This window comes from Bradyrhizobium sp. Ken01, from assembly GCF_055807355.1.
In genome coordinates this window covers 12,366-27,986 of record NZ_JBVVPC010000029.1, presented here as the reverse complement: position 1 = coordinate 27,986, position 15,621 = coordinate 12,366, and the positions used below count along the sequence as shown (strand labels likewise).

Below are 15,621 nucleotides of genomic sequence, written 5' to 3'. Positions count from 1 at the left end.
TTGCGCTCCGCTCCATGCGGGCTACGAGGTCACACCGCCTCTAATTGATCCGCCGCGCGCTTCTTCTTTGCCTTGGACTGGCTGAGCAGGGGACCTGCCGTCAGCGCCGCCGTATCCGCCACGCCGGGATCGCGCGACACCATCGCCGCGACGATCGCGCCGTCGATCAATAGCCCGAGCTGATGTGCGAGCACGACGGGCTCGTTCGATCCAAGCTCGCCGGCGAGCTTCTCGATGTGGCCGAGCACGATCTTCTTGTGCTTCATCGCAATGTTGCGGAACTGCTTGGCGTCCTTGTCGTGCTCTCCGACGGCGTTGATGAAGGGGCATCCGTAGAAGCGCTCTTCCGCAAACCAGCTCTTGAGGGCCGGGAAGATGCGCGTGAGTTTGGCTTGCGCGTCGCCGCCGCCTTCTTCCATGGCCGCGATGAACCATTCGCGCCACTGCTTGCCTTCGCTCTCCAGCACCGCGTTGACGAGATTGGTTTTGGAGCCGAACAATTTATAGAGCGTGGTCTTCGCGGTGCCGGCTTCCGCGATGATCGCGTCGATGCCGGTGGCGTTGATGCCGTTCTTGCAGAACAGATGCGTCGCGGCGCTGAGCAGGCGTCCGCGCGCGGACTCGTCGTCACCCGCACCGCCGTGCGGCGAATGAGACTTCTTCCTTGACGTCTTGTTCAGTGAGGGCTTGGCCATGAGTCCAAACTTACCCGCAGCCGCGCCGCATCAGCAAGCCGCATCTGTTCGCGCTGAAAAGATTCGCACGGGAAAGCCCGTCTGCATCGCCTTTGAGCAGACGGCCGCTGATCAATCCGCAGGCAGCGTTCGCTAAGCGGCTCCAATGCTTCGCCTTTTGATTTTGTCCGGCTCTGGCACGCTCCATGCAAGGAAACAGACCGTTCGGTATCCTACCGATTTCCACTTCTGCCAGGGAGAAGATGATGACTGCCGTCGTTCAAAAGACAGTGCTGACGGGTTGCCTCGCGCCCATCGACAAGAATGGCCTCGAGCAACTGATCGCCAACGGCAAGGCCAATCCGAAGGTCATCAAGACCTTGAAGTGCAAGACGGTCGCGGAAGGAAAATTCCGTCACGCCAACTACATCCGCAGTCTGCCGCCCTACATCGTCGACGAGCCGCCGGGCCTTTTGGGTGACGACACTGCGCCGAATCCGTCCGAGGCCTCGCTCGCCGCGCTCGGCTCCTGCCTTGCCGTCGGCCTGCACGCCAACGCCGTGCATCGCGGCTGGATCGTCAACAAGCTCGAGCTCGAACTCGAGGGCGATCTCAACATCACCGCGGTCTGGGGCACCGGCGATGTCTCCGACAAGCCGGTCGGCTTCACCGACGTGCGCGTCAAGGTCGACATGGAATGTGAGGGGATCTCGCCGGACGAGATCAATGCGCTGGTCGCCCATGTCAAGCAATGGTCGCCCGTCGCCAACACCTTCACCCGCCCGGTCAATCTCGAGGTCGGCATCTGAGCTGACGGCAACAGGACAAGGTGCGGGAGACGATCATGGGTTCACTGGCTTTATCACGGACCGAGGTTTTGGATCAGCCCGCACAGTCCATTGCAGGCGAGGTGGCGCGAATTGCGCGGGAGCAGCTCGCGCCGCTCGCCGCCAGCATCGATGCCGGCACGATGTATCCTGCCGCGGTGTTGCGCCAATTCGGCGACGTCGGCGCCTGGGGCAGTCACGTGCCGCACGAAGGGCCTGCCGATCTGCGCTGTGCGATCCAGGCGATGGCGGCGATCGGCGAGGTCTGCGGCAGCACCGCCTTTATGGCGTGGTGCCAAAACACGCTGGTCTGGTACGCCGCCAACTCCACCAACATGAAGCTGGCCAAGCGCTTCGGCGATGGGTTCTCGACCGGTCGCGTGCTCGGCGGCACCGGGCTCTCCAATCCGATGAAGAGCTTTTTCGGCATCGAGAAGCTGAAGCTGAAAGGGCGCAAGGTCGAAGGCGGCTACATCGTGCGCGGCGCGCTGCCGTGGGTCTCCAATCTCGGCCCCGACCATTATTTCGGCACCATCTTCGAACGCGAGGACGAGCCGGGCACTGTCATGTTCCTCGCGGACTGTTCGGACCCCGCGATCTCGCTGGCGCCATGCAAGCCGTTTCTCGCCATGGACGGCACCGGCACTTACGGCGTGCAATTCCGCGACGCCTTCGTGCCGGACGAGCTGATCCTAGCCGATCCCGCCGGCCCCTTCGTGAAGAAGATCCGCGCCGGGTTCATCCTGCTGCAGGCCGGCATGGCGCTCGGGCTCATCAAGGACTGCATCAACATCATGGACGAGGTCGACAATCCCCTCGGCCACATCAACCGCTATTTGCCGCAACAGCCGGTGCATTTCCGCGATCTCGCCGCCGAACTCGAGACCGAGACCATGACGCTGGCGCGCGATCCCTACAATGAAGAGGAGACCTATTGGCGCAAGGTGATCGCGCTCAGGCTTCGTGCCGGCGAGGCCAGCGTCGCGGCGGCGCATGCGGCGATGCTGCATTGTGGCGCGCGCGGCTACCTCAAGTCCCACCGCGCGCAGCGCCGCCTGCGCGAGGCCTATTTCGTCGCGATCGTCACGCCTGCCACCAAGCAGCTGCGCAAGATGCTCGCCGATTCCTGAGTTCTACGAGCCCACCCACCATCCAACCTCAACGGAGAGGCTGCCAATGACGGACGTTCTGATCTCTGCCAGCGAACTTGCCGATCTCTTGAAGACCGAGCCCTGTGTCGTGATCGACACCCGCAACCCCGACGCCTATGGCGCCGGGCACCTGCCCAACGCCGTGAACGTGCATGAGATATTCACGTTTCTTGCGACATCGACGCCGGAAGGCATGAGCGAGCTGAAGACCAAGTTCGCCGACGCCTTTGGCGGCGCGGGCCTGTCCGGCAAGGAGACGGCCGTGATCTACGAGCAGTCGATGAACTCCGGCTTCGGCCAGTCCTGCCGCGGCTACTACCTGCTCACCATGCTCGGCTATCCCAAGATCAAGGTGCTGCATGGTGGCTTCGACGCGTGGGCGGCCGCGGGTCTTCCGGTGACGAAAGATGTGCCGGCGCCGGCGAAGGCGTCGTTCGGAGTCGTGCCCGAAGCGGGCGATATCCTGATCGACGCCAAGACCATGCTGGCGGCCGTCGGCAAGCCGGGCGTCGCCATTCTCGATGTGCGCGACGTCGACGAGTGGATCGGCGACAGCTCGTCGCCCTATGGGAAGGATTTCTGCCCGCGCAAGGGCCGCATCCCCGGCGCGGTGTGGCTGGAATGGTACCGCATGATGAAGCCGACCGCCGAGGGACCGCGCTTCAAGTCCAAGGACGAGATTTTGGCGGAATGCGCCACGGTCGGCATCTCGCCGTCCACACCGGTCTACCTCTATTGCTTCAAGGGGGCGCGCGCCTCGAACACGTTCCTGGCGCTCAAGAACGCCGGCGTGAAGGACGTGCGGATGTATTTCGGCTCCTGGAACGAATGGTCGCGCGATCCGTCACTGCCGATCGAGCAGGGATTGCCGGTCGCATCGGAGCTCACGATCAAGGCGGCGTGATCGCTGCTAGCCGCCGGCCCGCGGACGGGGCGCGATTCCCAGCGCCTTGATCCGCGAGGCCAGCGTGGTCGGCTTGATATCCAGCATCTCGGCCGCGCCACCGGGGCCGAACACTTTTCCGGCGCAGCCCTCGAGCGCGGCCAGGATGTTGGCGCGCTCGTGGTCCCGCATTTCGGATGACGTCATCACAGCGGGCCGTGCGTCAGCCTTCTGCCGCGCGGCGCCGGCTGGGGCCTGCGTGCCGGAGGAGTCGGGCAGATCGATCCGCAAACGGCCGTTCTGCGACAGGATCGCAGCGCGCTCGATCACGTTCTGTAGTTCGCGGACATTGCCCGGCCAGTCATAGCGGGTCAGCCGACGCGCATCGCCTTCCGACAGGCGCAGATTCGATTTCAGCGCCTTGCTCTCGCGGGTGAGGAAATGCTGGGCGAGCAGCGCAATGTCCTCGCGCCGTTCGCGCAGGGGCACCGTCTCGATCGGGAACACGTTGAGGCGGAAATAAAGGTCCTCGCGAAAACGGCCGCGCTGCACCTCCTGCTTGAGGTCGCGGTTGGTCGCGGCGATGACGCGGACATCGACCGCGCGGGTGCGCTCCTGGCCGACGCGCTCGAAATTGCCCTCCTGCAACACGCGCAGCAGCTTGCCTTGCAATTCGAGTGGAATCTCGCCGACCTCGTCGAGGAACAGCGTGCCGCCATCGGCGAGCTCGAACCGGCCGATGCGGTCGCGCGTGGCGCCGGTGAAGGCGCCGCGGACATGGCCGAAGAACTCGCTCTCGAACAATTCGCGCGGGATCGCGGCGCAGTTGACGCGGATCAGCGGCCGGTCGCTGCGGGTGGAATCCTCGTGGATGGCGCGTGCGATCAGCTCCTTGCCGGTGCCGGATTCTCCGGTGATCATCACCGCCGCGCTGGTCGGCGCCACCAGCTTGACCTGGCGCAGTGTCTTCTGGATCGCCTCGCTGCCGCCGATGATGCCGCGCGGATTCGTCTCGATGCGGATTTCTTCCTGGAGGTAGGCGTTTTCGAGCTCGAGCCGTTCGCGCAGGCGGTCGACCTCGGCGAGCGCGGCGTGCAGCTTCTCGTCCGCCTCGCGGCGCTGGCTGACGTCGCGAAACACCACGACGGCGCCGACCACCACGCCACGGTCGCGGATCGGCGTGGAGGTGTATTCGACCCAGGCCGGCGAGCCGTCCTTGCGCCAGAACACCTCGCCGTCGACCTGGTGCACGGCGCCGTCGCGGAACGCCGCGTAGATCGGGCAATCGTGGTTGTGATAGTGCCGCCCGTCATGGTGGGTGTGGTGCATGATGGGATGGATTTCCTTGCCGACCAGCTCCTCGGCCGTCCAGCCCAGCATCCGCTCGGCGGCGGGGTTCACGAAGGTGGTCTTTCCTTCCGCGTTGACGCCGTAAATGCCTTCGCCGGCGGCGCGCAGGATCAGCTGGTTCTCGCGCTCGATGTCCTGGAACACGCGCTCGACCCGCTGCCAGGTCGAGATGCCGCTGCGCATGTGGTCTTCGGCGGCGGCATCGACATTGCGGCGGCGGCGCGCTTCGAGATCGGTCAGGGTGAGCTGAACCAGCGTGCGCCCGTCATGGGGCAGGACGCTTCCGGCATATTCGAGCCGGAGATTTTGCCCGGTGGCATGGCGCGGGTTGAGCGCCGTGGTCCAGTAGGCGCCCTTGTGCAGCACGGCCTGGGTGAACACGGTCAGCGCCGGAAGCTCACCGGCATGCAGCGTGCTCGCCCTGGTCTGGCGCAGCAGCGCGCGGTCGTAGCCGAGCAGGGCGCAGGCGGCGGGATTGGCATCGACAATCTGGTCGCCGAAGGGGTCGACCAGCAGCGTCGCCTCGACCGAGGATTCGAAGGCCGCGACGCGCGGATCGATCGTCGGTGCCACATCGTCGTGGGCGAGGATTGGCGTCGTTGCCATTACGAAATCTCGTTATCTAGCTACGAAATATCGTTTATCACGAATTTTCGTAATGACCAAGCGTGAGCGAAAGTGCTGCGTCATCAGGGCACTGGCCGGCCTGGAGGTGATGGCATGCTCCTTGCGTAATTCTCCTCGCAAATGACGCGCAGGAGGTCCGATGTCCACTTTCGACAATCCGTTTGATCCCGATCGCAACCTGCGAGCCGGCTGTGCCTGTGGTCAGCATCAATCCGCGGCTGAGCACGAACAGGCCACCGCGTTGCGCTGTGATCCCGTCGAGAGCGAAGAGAAGCGCTACGAGGGCGTCGTCGCCTCTGCCGTGATGCGCGCGATGTTTCCGCAGGACGTTGCGCGGCGCGCATTCTTGAAGTCGGTCGGTGCCTCCACCGCGCTGGCCGCGCTGTCGCAGTTCTTCCCGCTTCAGACCGCCACCGAAGTCTTTGCGCAAGCCGGCACGCCGGAAAAGAAGGATCTCAAGGTCGGCTTCATCCCGATCACCTGCGCCACGCCGATCATTATGGCCGCGCCGCTGGGCTTCTATGCCAAGCACGGCCTCAACGTCGACGTGGTCAAGACCGCCGGTTGGGCCGTGATCCGCGACAAGACCATCAACAAGGAATACGACGCCGCGCACATGCTGGCGCCGATGCCGCTGGCGATTTCGCTTGGCTTAGGTGCCAACGCCATTCCGTTCGCCGTGCCCGCGATCGAGAACATCAACGGGCAGGGCATCGTGCTGGCGAGCAAGCACAAGGACAAGCGCGACCCGAAGGACTGGAAGGGCATGAAATTCGCCATCCCCTTCGACTATTCCATGCACAATTATCTGCTGCGCTACTATCTCGCCGAACACGGCATCGACCCCGACACCGACGTGCAACTGCGTTCGGTACCGCCGCCGGAAATGGTGGCAAACCTGCGCGCCGACAACATCGACGGCTTCCTCGCGCCCGACAACATCTGCCAGCGCGCGATCTATGACGGCGTCGGCTTCATGCATCTTTTGTCCAAGGAAATCTGGGACGGCCATCCCTGCTGCAGCTTCGCCGCCAGCCGCGAGTTCATCACCACGGCGCCGAACAGCTTTGCAGCGCTAACCCGCGCGATCGTCGATGCCACCGCCTATGCGTCGAAGGCGGAGAATCGCAAGCAGATCGCGGAAGCCATCGCGCCGGCGAACTACATCAACGCGCCGGTCACGGTGCTGGAGCAGGTCTTGACCGGCACCTATGCCGACGGCCTCGGCGGCGTGAAGACGGATGAAAAGCGCGTCGATTTCGATCCGTTCCCCTGGCAGTCCTTCGCGGTGTGGATGCTGACGCAGATGAAGCGCTGGGGCCAGATCAAGGGCGACGTCGACTACAAGGCGATCGCCGAGCAGGTGTATCTCGCCACCGACACCAGGAAGCTGATGACCGAGATGGGCCTGGCGCCGCCAGCCGGTAGCTACAAATCGTTCGCGGTGATGGGCAAGAGTTTCGATCCGGCCAAGCCCGAGGATTATCTGGCGGGCTTCAAGATCAGGAAGGCGTCGTGAGAGGCCGCGCTTTCTCAACACCGTCGTCCCGGCGAAGGCCGGGACCCATACGCCGTGCTCTCGCGATGGGCCGCGCGGGCGGATATCCCGCACAACAAGCCAGCTCGGTGGTTATGGGTCCCGGCCTTCGCCGGGACGACGCGTGGAGAGGTTTTGCGCGATGACCACCGCCTCCCTCCGTCTCCGCGCCGGCCTGGTATCGATCGTGCTGCTCGTCGCGTTCCTCGGCGTCTGGCATCTCGCCGTGCGCTCGACGGCACCGGTGGCCACGATGAGCGCGGAATACGCCAAGCTGATGGGCCTGACCGCGACGCAGGGAAAATCTGCCATGCCCGGACCGTTCGATGTCGGCGCAAAGCTCTGGGAGCATTTGAGGAGGCCGTTCTACGACAACGGGCCGAACGACAAGGGGCTCGGCATCCAGCTCGGTTATTCGATCGCGCGCGTCGGCGCCGGCTATCTGCTTGCCGTGCTCGTCGCCATCCCGCTCGGCTTCCTGATCGGCATGTCGCCGCTGCTAAGCCAGGCGCTCGATCCCTTCATCCAGGTGCTGAAGCCGATCTCGCCACTGGCGTGGATGCCGCTCGCGCTCTACACCATCAAGGATTCCTCGATCTCCGCGATCTTCGTCATCTTCATCTGCTCGATCTGGCCGATGCTGCTCAACACCGTGTTCGGGGTCGCGAGCGTACGCAAGGAATGGATCAACGTCGCGCGAACGCTTGAGGTCGGAACGATCAGGCGCGCCTTCACCGTGATCCTCCCGGCAGCGGCGCCGACGATTTTGACCGGCATGCGCATCTCGATCGGGATCGCCTGGCTCGTGATCGTCGCGGCCGAAATGCTCGTCGGCGGCACCGGCATCGGCTATTTCGTGTGGAACGAGTGGAATAATTTGTCGATCACCAACGTCATCATCGCGATCCTGCTGATCGGGATCGTCGGCATGCTGCTCGACCAGATCCTCGCGCGCTTCACGCGCATGGTCACGTTTCCGGAGTAGGGCCGTTGACCGAAAAATTCATCTCCATCGAAGCAATCGCAAAGCGCTATCCGGGCGCGGACGGCGCGACAACTGCGGTCTTCGAGAATCTGTGGCTGTCGATGGCGCGCGGCGAGTTCGCTTGCGTGATCGGCCATTCCGGCTGCGGCAAGACCACGGTGCTCAACATCCTTGCCGGTCTCGACGCGCCGAGCGAGGGCGCGGTGATCGTCGACGGGCAGGCCATTTCAGGGACGAGCCTCGATCGCGCCGTGATCTTCCAGAGCCATGCGCTGCTGCCCTGGCGCACCGTGCTCGGCAACGTTGCCTACGCCGTGAGCTCGAAATGGCGGAGCTGGGATCGCGCCAAGGTGAAGGCGCATGCGCAGAAATTTATCGATCTCGTCGGCCTGACGGGTTCGGAACACAAGCGACCTTCCGAGCTTTCCGGCGGCATGAAGCAGCGCGTCGGCATCGCGCGTGCGCTCTCCATCACGCCAAAGATGATGCTGATGGACGAGCCGTTCTCGGCACTCGACGCGCTGACGCGCGGCACGCTGCAGGACGAGGTGCGGCGCATCTGTCTGGAGACCGGGCAGACCGCGTTCATGATCACCCATGACGTCGACGAAGCGATCTATCTCGCCGACAAGATTTTTCTGATGACCAATGGACCCGGCGCGGTGCTGGCGGAAGTGGTCGAGAACCCGTTGCCGCGGGATCGCGGCCGCACCGATTTGCACCGCCATCCGCTGTACTACGCGCTGCGCAACCACATCGTTGATTTCCTGGTGACGCGCAGCAAGACTTTCGCGGCCGAGACGCCCGGTCACGATCCGCGCAATGTGCCGGTGGTGCGTATCGGCAAGCCCGGACTGACCGTCGCGTCCGGTGGCGACGAGCAACGACAGACCTGGATACCCGGGACGAGTCCCGGGCTGACTGCTTGAAAAAGGAGACCCTGACATGAAACGCGAAGACCTCACCGAGAAGCTGCTCGACATCAAGCGCGAGAAGGGCTGGACCTGGAAATACATCTGCGAGCAGATCGGCGGTTATTCCGAGGTGCTGATAACAGGCGCGATCCTCGGCCAAATGAAATTGACCAAGCCGCAGGCCGCAAACGCCGCTGAGCTTTTCGGCCTGACGAAGGCCGAGACCACGATGCTGAACGAGACGCCGATGCGCGGCATGCCGATGCCGCCGACCGATCCCTTGATCTATCGTTTCTACGAGCTGGTCATGGTCAACGGTCCGGCCTGGAAGGCGCTGATCGAGGAGGAGTACGGCGACGGCATCATGTCGGCGATCGATTTCGACATGGTGATGGAGCGCCTGCCCAACCCGAAGGGCGACCGCGTCAAGATCACCATGAGCGGCAAATTCCTGCCGTACAAATATTATGGCGCCAGCGGCAACGTGCCGGAATACGGGTTCAAGGAGGGATAGCTTGTTGGCTCCGGGGGGCGCGTCCTCGACGTGCCCCCGGAATGACGCTTTCGCCTTATTTCCCGGCCTTCACCTCGGCCGCCGCCACCGCGATCAGCTCGTTCATCTTGGCGCGAATCGCGTGTTCGGTGACGGCGACGTTCTTGGCGGCGAAATCGCCCATGACCTTGCGCAGGACGTCGGCGTCGCCGGCTTCCTCGAAATCGGCCGCGACCACCTCCTTGGCATAGGCCGTGGCGGCATCGCCGGTAATCCCGAGCTTTTCGGCCGCCCACAGCCCGAGCAGGCGGTTGCGGCGGGCTTCCGCCTTGAATTTCTGCTCCTCGTCGAGGGCGAACTTCTTCTCGAAGCCTTCCTCGCGCTTGTCCAACGTGCTCATGCCTTTTCCAATTCCCTGCTGACTGGACCCGGCTGGCCCTCGTTGCGAGAGCCCCGGTGCATGCCTAGATAGGGGGCACGAATCGGCAAAACAACGAGCCGTTAAGCCGCAGGCAAGACGGTATAAGTTTGATGCCGGACGGCCGGATCGATTGTGCTGGGACAGCCAATCGGATAGGTTGCCTCAGGCTGGGTTCCCGTTCTGTTTCTAGGGGTTCCGGGCCGTTCACGGCAGCTCCGCTGTGGGTCGTAGTCTCGTCAACCGGAGCACACCAGATACATGGATTTCAACAAAACACGGTACATCCCCATGAGCCGTCGGCGTCGCATTTATGAAGGCAAGGCAAAGGTTCTTTACGAAGGCCCGGAGCCCGGTACCCTGATCCAGCACTTCAAGGACGACGCCACCGCGTTCAATGCGAAAAAGCACCAGGTGATCGAGGGCAAGGGTGTCCTCAACAACCGGATCTCGGAGTACCTGTTTCAGCACCTCAACGACATCGGGGTGCCGACCCATTTCATCCGCCGCCTCAACATGCGCGAGCAATTGATTCGCGAAGTCGAGATCGTGCCGCTGGAAGTGGTGGTGCGGAACGTTGCCGCCGGCTCGCTGTCGCAGCGCCTCGGCATCGAGGAGGGCACGCAGCTGCCCCGTTCGATCATCGAGTTCTACTACAAGAACGACCAGCTCAACGACCCCATGGTGTCGGAAGAGCACATCACTGCTTTCGGCTGGGCGACGCCGCAGGAGATCGACGACATCATGGCGCTTGCCATCCGTGTCAACGACTTCCTCACCGGTCTCTTCCTCGGCATCGGCATCCGCCTCGTCGACTTCAAGATGGAGTGCGGCCGACTGTTCGAGAACGACATGATGCGGATCATCGTCGCCGACGAGATCTCGCCGGATAGCTGCCGTCTGTGGGACATCAAGTCGAACGAGAAGCTCGACAAGGACCGTTTCCGCAGGGATCTCGGTGGGCTGCTCGAGGCCTATACCGAAGTCGCCAAGCGTCTCGGCATTCTCATGGAGAACGAGCGTCCGGCGGGCTCCGGCCCGGTGCTGGTGAAGAGCTAAGAGGGATCTGACGTGAAGGCACGTGTTACCGTTACGTTGAAAACGGGCATCCTCGATCCGCAGGGCAAGGCGATCGAGGGTGCGTTGAAGTCGCTCGGCGTCGACGGCGTCGCCAGCGTTCGCCAAGGCAAGGTGTTCGACATCGAGCTCGCCGGCGCCGACAAGGCGAAGGCGGAGGCGGCGTTGAAGGACGCCGCCGACAAGCTGCTGGCGAACACCGTGATCGAGAATTATCGGGTCGAGCTGATCGGGTGAACGGGATGGCTCACAGCCATCCGACCCGACGAAAGCGCCAGTACAGCGCGCCGCACGCCGTCAGCATCACGCCGAGCAGCGTGTAATAGCCGTACTCCCAGTCCAGCTCCGGCATGTGCTTGAAGTTCATGCCGTAGATTCCGGCAAGCGCGGTCGGGATCGCGATGATCGCGAGCCAGGAGGCAAGCTTCTTGGAGACCGCCGTCTCCTGGGCCTGGCCGACCAGCAGGCTTGCTTCGAAGGCGAAGGCCAGCACCTCGCGCATCGAATCGATCCGCTCCTGGATGTTCCTGACGTGGTCGGTGACGTCGCGGAACAGCGGCTGCATCGTCGCGCGCACCATCGCCAGCTCGTCATGCTCGAGCCGGCGGCAGACCTCGACCAGAGGGCCGATCGCGGTCCGGAGCCGCAAGAGGTCGCGGCGCAGCATGTAGAGCCGTTCGATCTGCGCCTTGCTGATCGCCTTGGAGAGCACGTCATCCTCGATGCTCTCGACCTCTTCGTGAATGCTCTCGAGCACGGGCGAGTAGTTGTCGACGATGAAATCGAGGATGGCGTAGAGGATGTAGTCCTCGCCGCGCGCGAGCGCTCGCGGGCAGCTTTCGCAGCGTTCGCGCACCGGCGTGTAGGACGTCGACGCGCCGTGCCGCACCGAGACCAGATAGCCTTCGCCGACGAAGATGTGCGTCTCGCCGAAGGCGATCCGGCCCTCGATCAGCTGCGCGGTCCGCGCCACGATGAAGAGGGCCTCACCATATTGCTCGATCTTCGGTCGCTGATGGGCGTGGTTGGCGTCCTCGATGGCGAGCTCGTGCAGGTCGAACTGCTTCTGCACCGCGCTGAGCAGCGCCATGTCAGGCTCGTGCAGCCCGATCCAGACCACGTGGCCGGGTTTCGCGCGCCAGCTCGAGGCCTCGCTGATGGCGATATTGGCGACGCGCCGGCCGTCGACATAGGCACCGGCGGCAATGACGCCCTCGGTGGACACCGGCTCGGAGAGGGATGCGGGCAGCGACGGGACATTCATGGCTTTAATCCCGGGCGAATCGATCGGCCGAATGGCGGGCTATGGCCTGTGCACAACGCTCGCCGCCAAGGCTAGCACTGGTAAAATCCCCGTCAAATGGATATGTCTGCTGCCGATTTGGCAGTCGTGCCAGCCCCATTCCAATCCTCGTTCGGAACCTCTGCCATGAAAGCCGCCATCCTCGTCTTTCCCGGAATCAACCGCGAGCGCGACATGGCGCGTGCCTTGAGGCTGATCTCGGGGAGCGAGCCCACAATGGTCTGGCATGCCGAGACGTCGCTGCCCGATGGCACCGACCTCGTGGTGGTGCCCGGCGGTTTCTCCTATGGCGATTATCTGCGCTGCGGCGCGATTGCGGCGCGGGCGCCGGTGATGGACGCGGTGCGCGACTACGCGGCCAAGGGCGGCCTCGTGCTCGGCGTCTGCAACGGATTTCAGATCCTCTGCGAATCCGGCCTCTTGCCCGGCGTCCTGATGCGCAATGCGCGGCTGAAATTCATCTGCCACGACGTGCATCTCCGTGTCGAGCGCTCCGACACGCCGTTCACGCGCGGCTACAATGCAGGGCAGGTGATCCGCGTGCCCATCGCGCATGGCGAGGGCAATTATGCGGCGGACGCGGAGACCATCAAGCGGCTCGAAGGCGAGGGGCGCGTGCTTTACCGCTATTGCTCGGCCGACGGCGCGATCGACGATGTCAGCAACATCAATGGCGCCGCGCAATCCATCGCCGGCATCGTCAACGACAAGGGCAACGTGCTCGGCATGATGCCGCATCCGGAAAACCACGTCGAAGACATCATGGGCTGCACCGACGGCCGCGGCCTGTTCGCCGGCCTCACCGCGCATCTGGAAAAAGCCGCGTGATTGCGTTCGTGCTGAAGCGGCTCTCGGCCGCTGTCGCCGTCGTTGCGTTCGCGACGGCCGCGTTCGCGCAGGATTTCCCCAAGCGTCCCGTCACGATGATCGTGCCGTTCGCGGCCGGCGGCACGTCCGACGTGATCGCGCGCACCGTTGCCGAGCAGATGGGCATCGCGCTCGGCCAGACCATGGTGATCGAGAACGTCGCCGGCGCCGGCGGCTCGACCGCACTGGCGCGCGCCTCCCGCGCCGAGCCTGACGGCTACACCATTGCGATCGGCAATGCCGGCACCAACGCCGCGACCTATACGATCTATCTCAAACTGCCGTTCACGCCGGACTCCTTCGTGCCGATTGCCATGGTGGCGAAAACGTTCGGCATCATCGCCGTGCGCAAGGATTTTCCGGCGAAGGATCTGAAGGAGTTCGTCGCCTACGCCAAGGCGAACCCCGGCAAGATCAATCTCGGCCATGCCGGCGTCGGCTCTTCGAATTACCTGATCTGCAAGAGCTTCATCACAGCCGCGGGGATCGACGCGACGCTGGTCGGCTATCGCGGCGCCGCGCCCGCGCTCACCGACGCCATCGGCGGCCAGATCGACGGCGTCTGCGATGCGGCAGCCTCCGTCTCGCAGTCGATCAACGAGAAGCTGGCGCGCGGGCTCGTGGTCGGCTCGACCGTGCGGCTCGCGACAGTGCCGGATCTGCCGACGTCGGCCGAAGCCGGCCTGCCCGAATTCGAAGCGCAGGGCTGGAATGGCCTGTTCGCGCCCAAGGGCACCCCGCCGGCGGTCATCGCCAAGCTGAATGCCGCTGCGCGCACGGCGGTCGAAACCGACGCGGTGAAGAAGCGGTTCGCCGACCTCTCGACCGTGGCCCCCGATGCCGACGAGCACACGCCCGAGGTGCTGCAAAAGCTCGTGACGCGCGACATCGAGAAGTACCGCAAGATGCTGGCGGACGACGCCAAGCCATAGCTAGCGCCGTTTCAGCCGTTCCGTCGGCACCGTCATCGCGGCGACGCCCGCCATGACCAGCACCAGTCCCAACGCCAGGTTCGAGGGCACGCTCTCGCCGAGCAGCATTACGGAGAGGCCGACGCCGATCGGGATGCGTAAATAGCCTTGTGCGTTCGTCGTCAGCGTGCCGAGCCTGCCGAGGCACATGTAGAACAGCATCAGCCCCAAGGCGCTGGAGACGATGCCCATGACGATGGTCGCCATGATCGCGGTCGGCGTCGGGTGCAGCGTCCATGGCTGGTCGATGATCAGCGAAGGCGGCAGCAGCACGAGGCCGCCGAACAGCAGCGAGCCGGCTGCCACCACCATGGGATCATATTCGGACAGCCGCAGCCCGAAGATGGTTGCGCAGGCGAACGAGATGGTGGCGAGCAGGATGGCGATCTCCGCCACGATCTCGCTGCCGAAGCCGCGCAGCGCATCCAAGCCGACGATGGCGATGGTGCCGGCAAGGCCGAGAATCGCACCCAACAGCTTCAGCAGCGTTGCCGGCTCGTGACGCGTGATCAGCGAGGTGATCAGGAAGGCGAAGATCGGCGTGGTCGAGGCCAGCACCACCGTGTTCGACGCCGGCACATAGAGCTGCGACCAGGTGATGATCAAGAACGGAACGGTCGAGTTGATCAATTGCTGGACCGCGAACAGCTTCCAGGCCTTCGCGTCGGTCGGGATCCTGACGCCGCGCATCCACAGGATCGCGAACAGGAAGGCGGCCGCGATCAGCGAGCGCGCCGAGATGAAGGTCACGGGCGGGATCGTATCCAGCGCGAGCTTGGCCAGCGGATAGGTTGAACTCCAGCAGCAGGCCAGCGCGACCAGCAGCGCATAGTCGCGCCAGTTGCGCGCGCCGGCGGCGGGCATGGACGGCAATTGCGGGGCCGTGGCGCGAGCCGTCGGCGGTGTGCTCTGCGGCACCTTGGTGTTGCTCCCCGGCGCGACAGCGCTCGATACAAGTCTGGGCGACGGGGCGCCAAAAGGAAAGGTAGCGAGCTATGCGTTTGGCTGCGGTGCAGGCTTCCGCTTCACCCGCTTGATCGTGCCGGAGAACGTGAACAGGGGCCGCCCGCCTGATGTCAGCTTGCCGCGCAGGAAGATCAGCGAGCCGCCGGCGCGGGAGACTTCGCCGACGCATTCGATCAACTCGCCTTCGCGCGCCGCGTCGAGGAAGTCGCAGGCGAAATTGGTGGTCACGGCCGGCCCATCCAGCTCGTGGGTGGCGATCGCGAACAGGCAATAGTCGGCAAACGCCATGAAGCAGCCGCCATGGACGTTTCCGGAGCCGTTGAGGTGCTTTTTCTCGACCCGGAACGCCGAGCGGACGCTGCCGTCGTCTTCTATCTTGTGCCAGAACGGGCCGATATGGCTCTCAAAACTGTCGCGAATCCAGGTTCGCCAGCCCTGGAATTCCCCATCGGTGGCGATGTGGAGGTCGGGGCGGCGAGGCGGGGGCGCTTTGGTCAATTCGTGCAAGGAAATGGGCCTTCAATTGCGGGTCTTTTGCCCTTAAATCCGATCTGTCCGCGCTGTGCAATTCCTGTTCC

General features: G+C 64.0%; 17 protein-coding genes. 11 read left to right on the top strand and 6 right to left on the bottom strand.

Annotated features, from left to right (window positions below):
• Positions 1–29 precede the first annotated feature (29 nt).
• Positions 30–695 (bottom strand): TetR/AcrR family transcriptional regulator, encoded by a 666-nt coding sequence (locus tag AC0L3S_RS25105; RefSeq protein WP_473281956.1) that lies wholly within the window; start codon positions 693–695, stop codon positions 30–32.
• Positions 696–940: 245 nt separating this feature from the next.
• Between AC0L3S_RS25105 and AC0L3S_RS25100 the strand changes: the two genes are divergently transcribed.
• Genes AC0L3S_RS25100 through AC0L3S_RS25090 form a run of 3 tightly spaced genes read left to right on the top strand, consistent with a single transcriptional unit; the run spans position 941 to position 3,556 of the window.
• Positions 941–1,483 (top strand): OsmC family protein, encoded by a 543-nt coding sequence (locus AC0L3S_RS25100; RefSeq protein ID WP_473281953.1) that lies wholly within the window; start codon positions 941–943, stop codon positions 1,481–1,483.
• Positions 1,484–1,518: 35 nt separating this feature from the next.
• Positions 1,519–2,631, top strand: a complete 1,113-nt coding sequence (locus tag AC0L3S_RS25095) for an acyl-CoA dehydrogenase family protein (RefSeq protein ID WP_473281951.1) — start codon at positions 1,519–1,521, stop codon at positions 2,629–2,631.
• Between the two features lie 46 nt (positions 2,632–2,677).
• Positions 2,678–3,556 (top strand): sulfurtransferase, encoded by an 879-nt coding sequence (locus AC0L3S_RS25090; protein ID WP_473281949.1) that lies wholly within the window; start codon positions 2,678–2,680, stop codon positions 3,554–3,556.
• A gap of 6 nt (positions 3,557–3,562) precedes the next feature.
• Here AC0L3S_RS25090 and AC0L3S_RS25085 read toward each other — a convergent pair whose 3' ends face one another.
• Positions 3,563–5,491, bottom strand: a complete 1,929-nt coding sequence (locus AC0L3S_RS25085) for a sigma-54 interaction domain-containing protein (RefSeq protein WP_473281947.1) — start codon at positions 5,489–5,491, stop codon at positions 3,563–3,565.
• 160 nt (positions 5,492–5,651) lie between these two features.
• Between AC0L3S_RS25085 and AC0L3S_RS25080 the strand changes: the two genes are divergently transcribed.
• From AC0L3S_RS25080 to cynS, 4 genes are all read left to right on the top strand, one after another.
• Positions 5,652–7,031: a CmpA/NrtA family ABC transporter substrate-binding protein gene (locus AC0L3S_RS25080; RefSeq protein ID WP_473281945.1), complete on the top strand. Its 1,380-nt coding sequence runs from the start codon at positions 5,652–5,654 to the stop codon at positions 7,029–7,031.
• A gap of 160 nt (positions 7,032–7,191) precedes the next feature.
• The gene (gene ntrB, locus AC0L3S_RS25075; RefSeq protein ID WP_473281943.1) at positions 7,192–8,034 is read left to right on the top strand and encodes a nitrate ABC transporter permease; all 843 of its coding nucleotides are present in this window, start codon (positions 7,192–7,194) and stop codon (positions 8,032–8,034) included.
• Positions 8,035–8,039: 5 nt separating this feature from the next.
• Entirely contained in the window at positions 8,040–8,963 is a 924-nt protein-coding gene (locus AC0L3S_RS25070; protein WP_473259110.1) for an ABC transporter ATP-binding protein, read from the top strand.
• A gap of 16 nt (positions 8,964–8,979) precedes the next feature.
• Positions 8,980–9,462, top strand: coding sequence for a cyanase (gene cynS / locus AC0L3S_RS25065; protein ID WP_007612142.1), 483 nt, complete (start codon positions 8,980–8,982; stop codon positions 9,460–9,462).
• Between the two features lie 55 nt (positions 9,463–9,517).
• On the opposite strand, the gene AC0L3S_RS25060 is transcribed toward cynS, so the two are convergent.
• Positions 9,518–9,841 (bottom strand): DUF1476 domain-containing protein, encoded by a 324-nt coding sequence (locus AC0L3S_RS25060; protein WP_473259107.1) that lies wholly within the window; start codon positions 9,839–9,841, stop codon positions 9,518–9,520.
• A gap of 309 nt (positions 9,842–10,150) precedes the next feature.
• Between AC0L3S_RS25060 and purC the strand changes: the two genes are divergently transcribed.
• Together purC and purS are read left to right on the top strand one after the other, a co-directional pair.
• A complete protein-coding gene (purC, locus tag AC0L3S_RS25055) occupies positions 10,151–10,918 on the top strand; it encodes a phosphoribosylaminoimidazolesuccinocarboxamide synthase (RefSeq protein ID WP_171944915.1) in 768 nt (255 codons plus the stop codon).
• A gap of 12 nt (positions 10,919–10,930) precedes the next feature.
• Positions 10,931–11,173: a phosphoribosylformylglycinamidine synthase subunit PurS gene (gene purS / locus AC0L3S_RS25050; protein WP_007602264.1), complete on the top strand. Its 243-nt coding sequence runs from the start codon at positions 10,931–10,933 to the stop codon at positions 11,171–11,173.
• Between the two features lie 10 nt (positions 11,174–11,183).
• On the opposite strand, the gene AC0L3S_RS25045 is transcribed toward purS, so the two are convergent.
• Positions 11,184–12,200 (bottom strand): magnesium and cobalt transport protein CorA, encoded by a 1,017-nt coding sequence (locus AC0L3S_RS25045; protein ID WP_018455523.1) that lies wholly within the window; start codon positions 12,198–12,200, stop codon positions 11,184–11,186.
• Positions 12,201–12,365: 165 nt separating this feature from the next.
• Between AC0L3S_RS25045 and purQ the strand changes: the two genes are divergently transcribed.
• Positions 12,366–13,067 carry a phosphoribosylformylglycinamidine synthase subunit PurQ gene (purQ, locus tag AC0L3S_RS25040; protein ID WP_473259103.1) on the top strand — a complete coding sequence of 234 codons (702 nt, stop codon included), beginning with the start codon at positions 12,366–12,368 and terminating at the stop codon, positions 13,065–13,067.
• Positions 13,064–14,038 carry a tripartite tricarboxylate transporter substrate binding protein BugD gene (locus tag AC0L3S_RS25035; protein WP_473281941.1) on the top strand — a complete coding sequence of 325 codons (975 nt, stop codon included), beginning with the start codon at positions 13,064–13,066 and terminating at the stop codon, positions 14,036–14,038. Before purQ ends, AC0L3S_RS25035 begins: the two co-directional genes overlap by 4 nt.
• Here AC0L3S_RS25035 and AC0L3S_RS25030 read toward each other — a convergent pair whose 3' ends face one another.
• Positions 14,039–14,995 carry a DMT family transporter gene (locus AC0L3S_RS25030; protein WP_473281938.1) on the bottom strand — a complete coding sequence of 319 codons (957 nt, stop codon included), beginning with the start codon at positions 14,993–14,995 and terminating at the stop codon, positions 14,039–14,041.
• Positions 14,996–15,070: 75 nt separating this feature from the next.
• On the bottom strand, positions 15,071–15,550 hold the full coding sequence (locus AC0L3S_RS25025) for a PaaI family thioesterase (protein ID WP_473259096.1): 480 nt from the start codon (positions 15,548–15,550) through the stop codon (positions 15,071–15,073).
• Positions 15,551–15,621 lie beyond the last annotated feature (71 nt).

Coding starts and splice junctions, on each gene's coding strand:
- AC0L3S_RS25045 (WP_018455523.1), bottom strand. CDS start 12,200: ATGAATGTCCCGTCGCTGCCCGCATCCCTCTCCGAGCCGGTGTCCACC.
- AC0L3S_RS25090 (WP_473281949.1), top strand. CDS start 2,678: ATGACGGACGTTCTGATCTCTGCCAGCGAACTTGCCGATCTCTTGAAG.
- ntrB (WP_473281943.1), top strand. CDS start 7,192: ATGACCACCGCCTCCCTCCGTCTCCGCGCCGGCCTGGTATCGATCGTG.
- purC (WP_171944915.1), top strand. CDS start 10,151: ATGAGCCGTCGGCGTCGCATTTATGAAGGCAAGGCAAAGGTTCTTTAC.
- AC0L3S_RS25080 (WP_473281945.1), top strand. CDS start 5,652: ATGTCCACTTTCGACAATCCGTTTGATCCCGATCGCAACCTGCGAGCC.
- cynS (WP_007612142.1), top strand. CDS start 8,980: ATGAAACGCGAAGACCTCACCGAGAAGCTGCTCGACATCAAGCGCGAG.
- AC0L3S_RS25085 (WP_473281947.1), bottom strand. CDS start 5,491: ATGGCAACGACGCCAATCCTCGCCCACGACGATGTGGCACCGACGATC.
- AC0L3S_RS25100 (WP_473281953.1), top strand. CDS start 941: ATGACTGCCGTCGTTCAAAAGACAGTGCTGACGGGTTGCCTCGCGCCC.
- AC0L3S_RS25060 (WP_473259107.1), bottom strand. CDS start 9,841: ATGAGCACGTTGGACAAGCGCGAGGAAGGCTTCGAGAAGAAGTTCGCC.
- purQ (WP_473259103.1), top strand. CDS start 12,366: ATGAAAGCCGCCATCCTCGTCTTTCCCGGAATCAACCGCGAGCGCGAC.
- AC0L3S_RS25105 (WP_473281956.1), bottom strand. CDS start 695: ATGGCCAAGCCCTCACTGAACAAGACGTCAAGGAAGAAGTCTCATTCG.
- AC0L3S_RS25095 (WP_473281951.1), top strand. CDS start 1,519: ATGGGTTCACTGGCTTTATCACGGACCGAGGTTTTGGATCAGCCCGCA.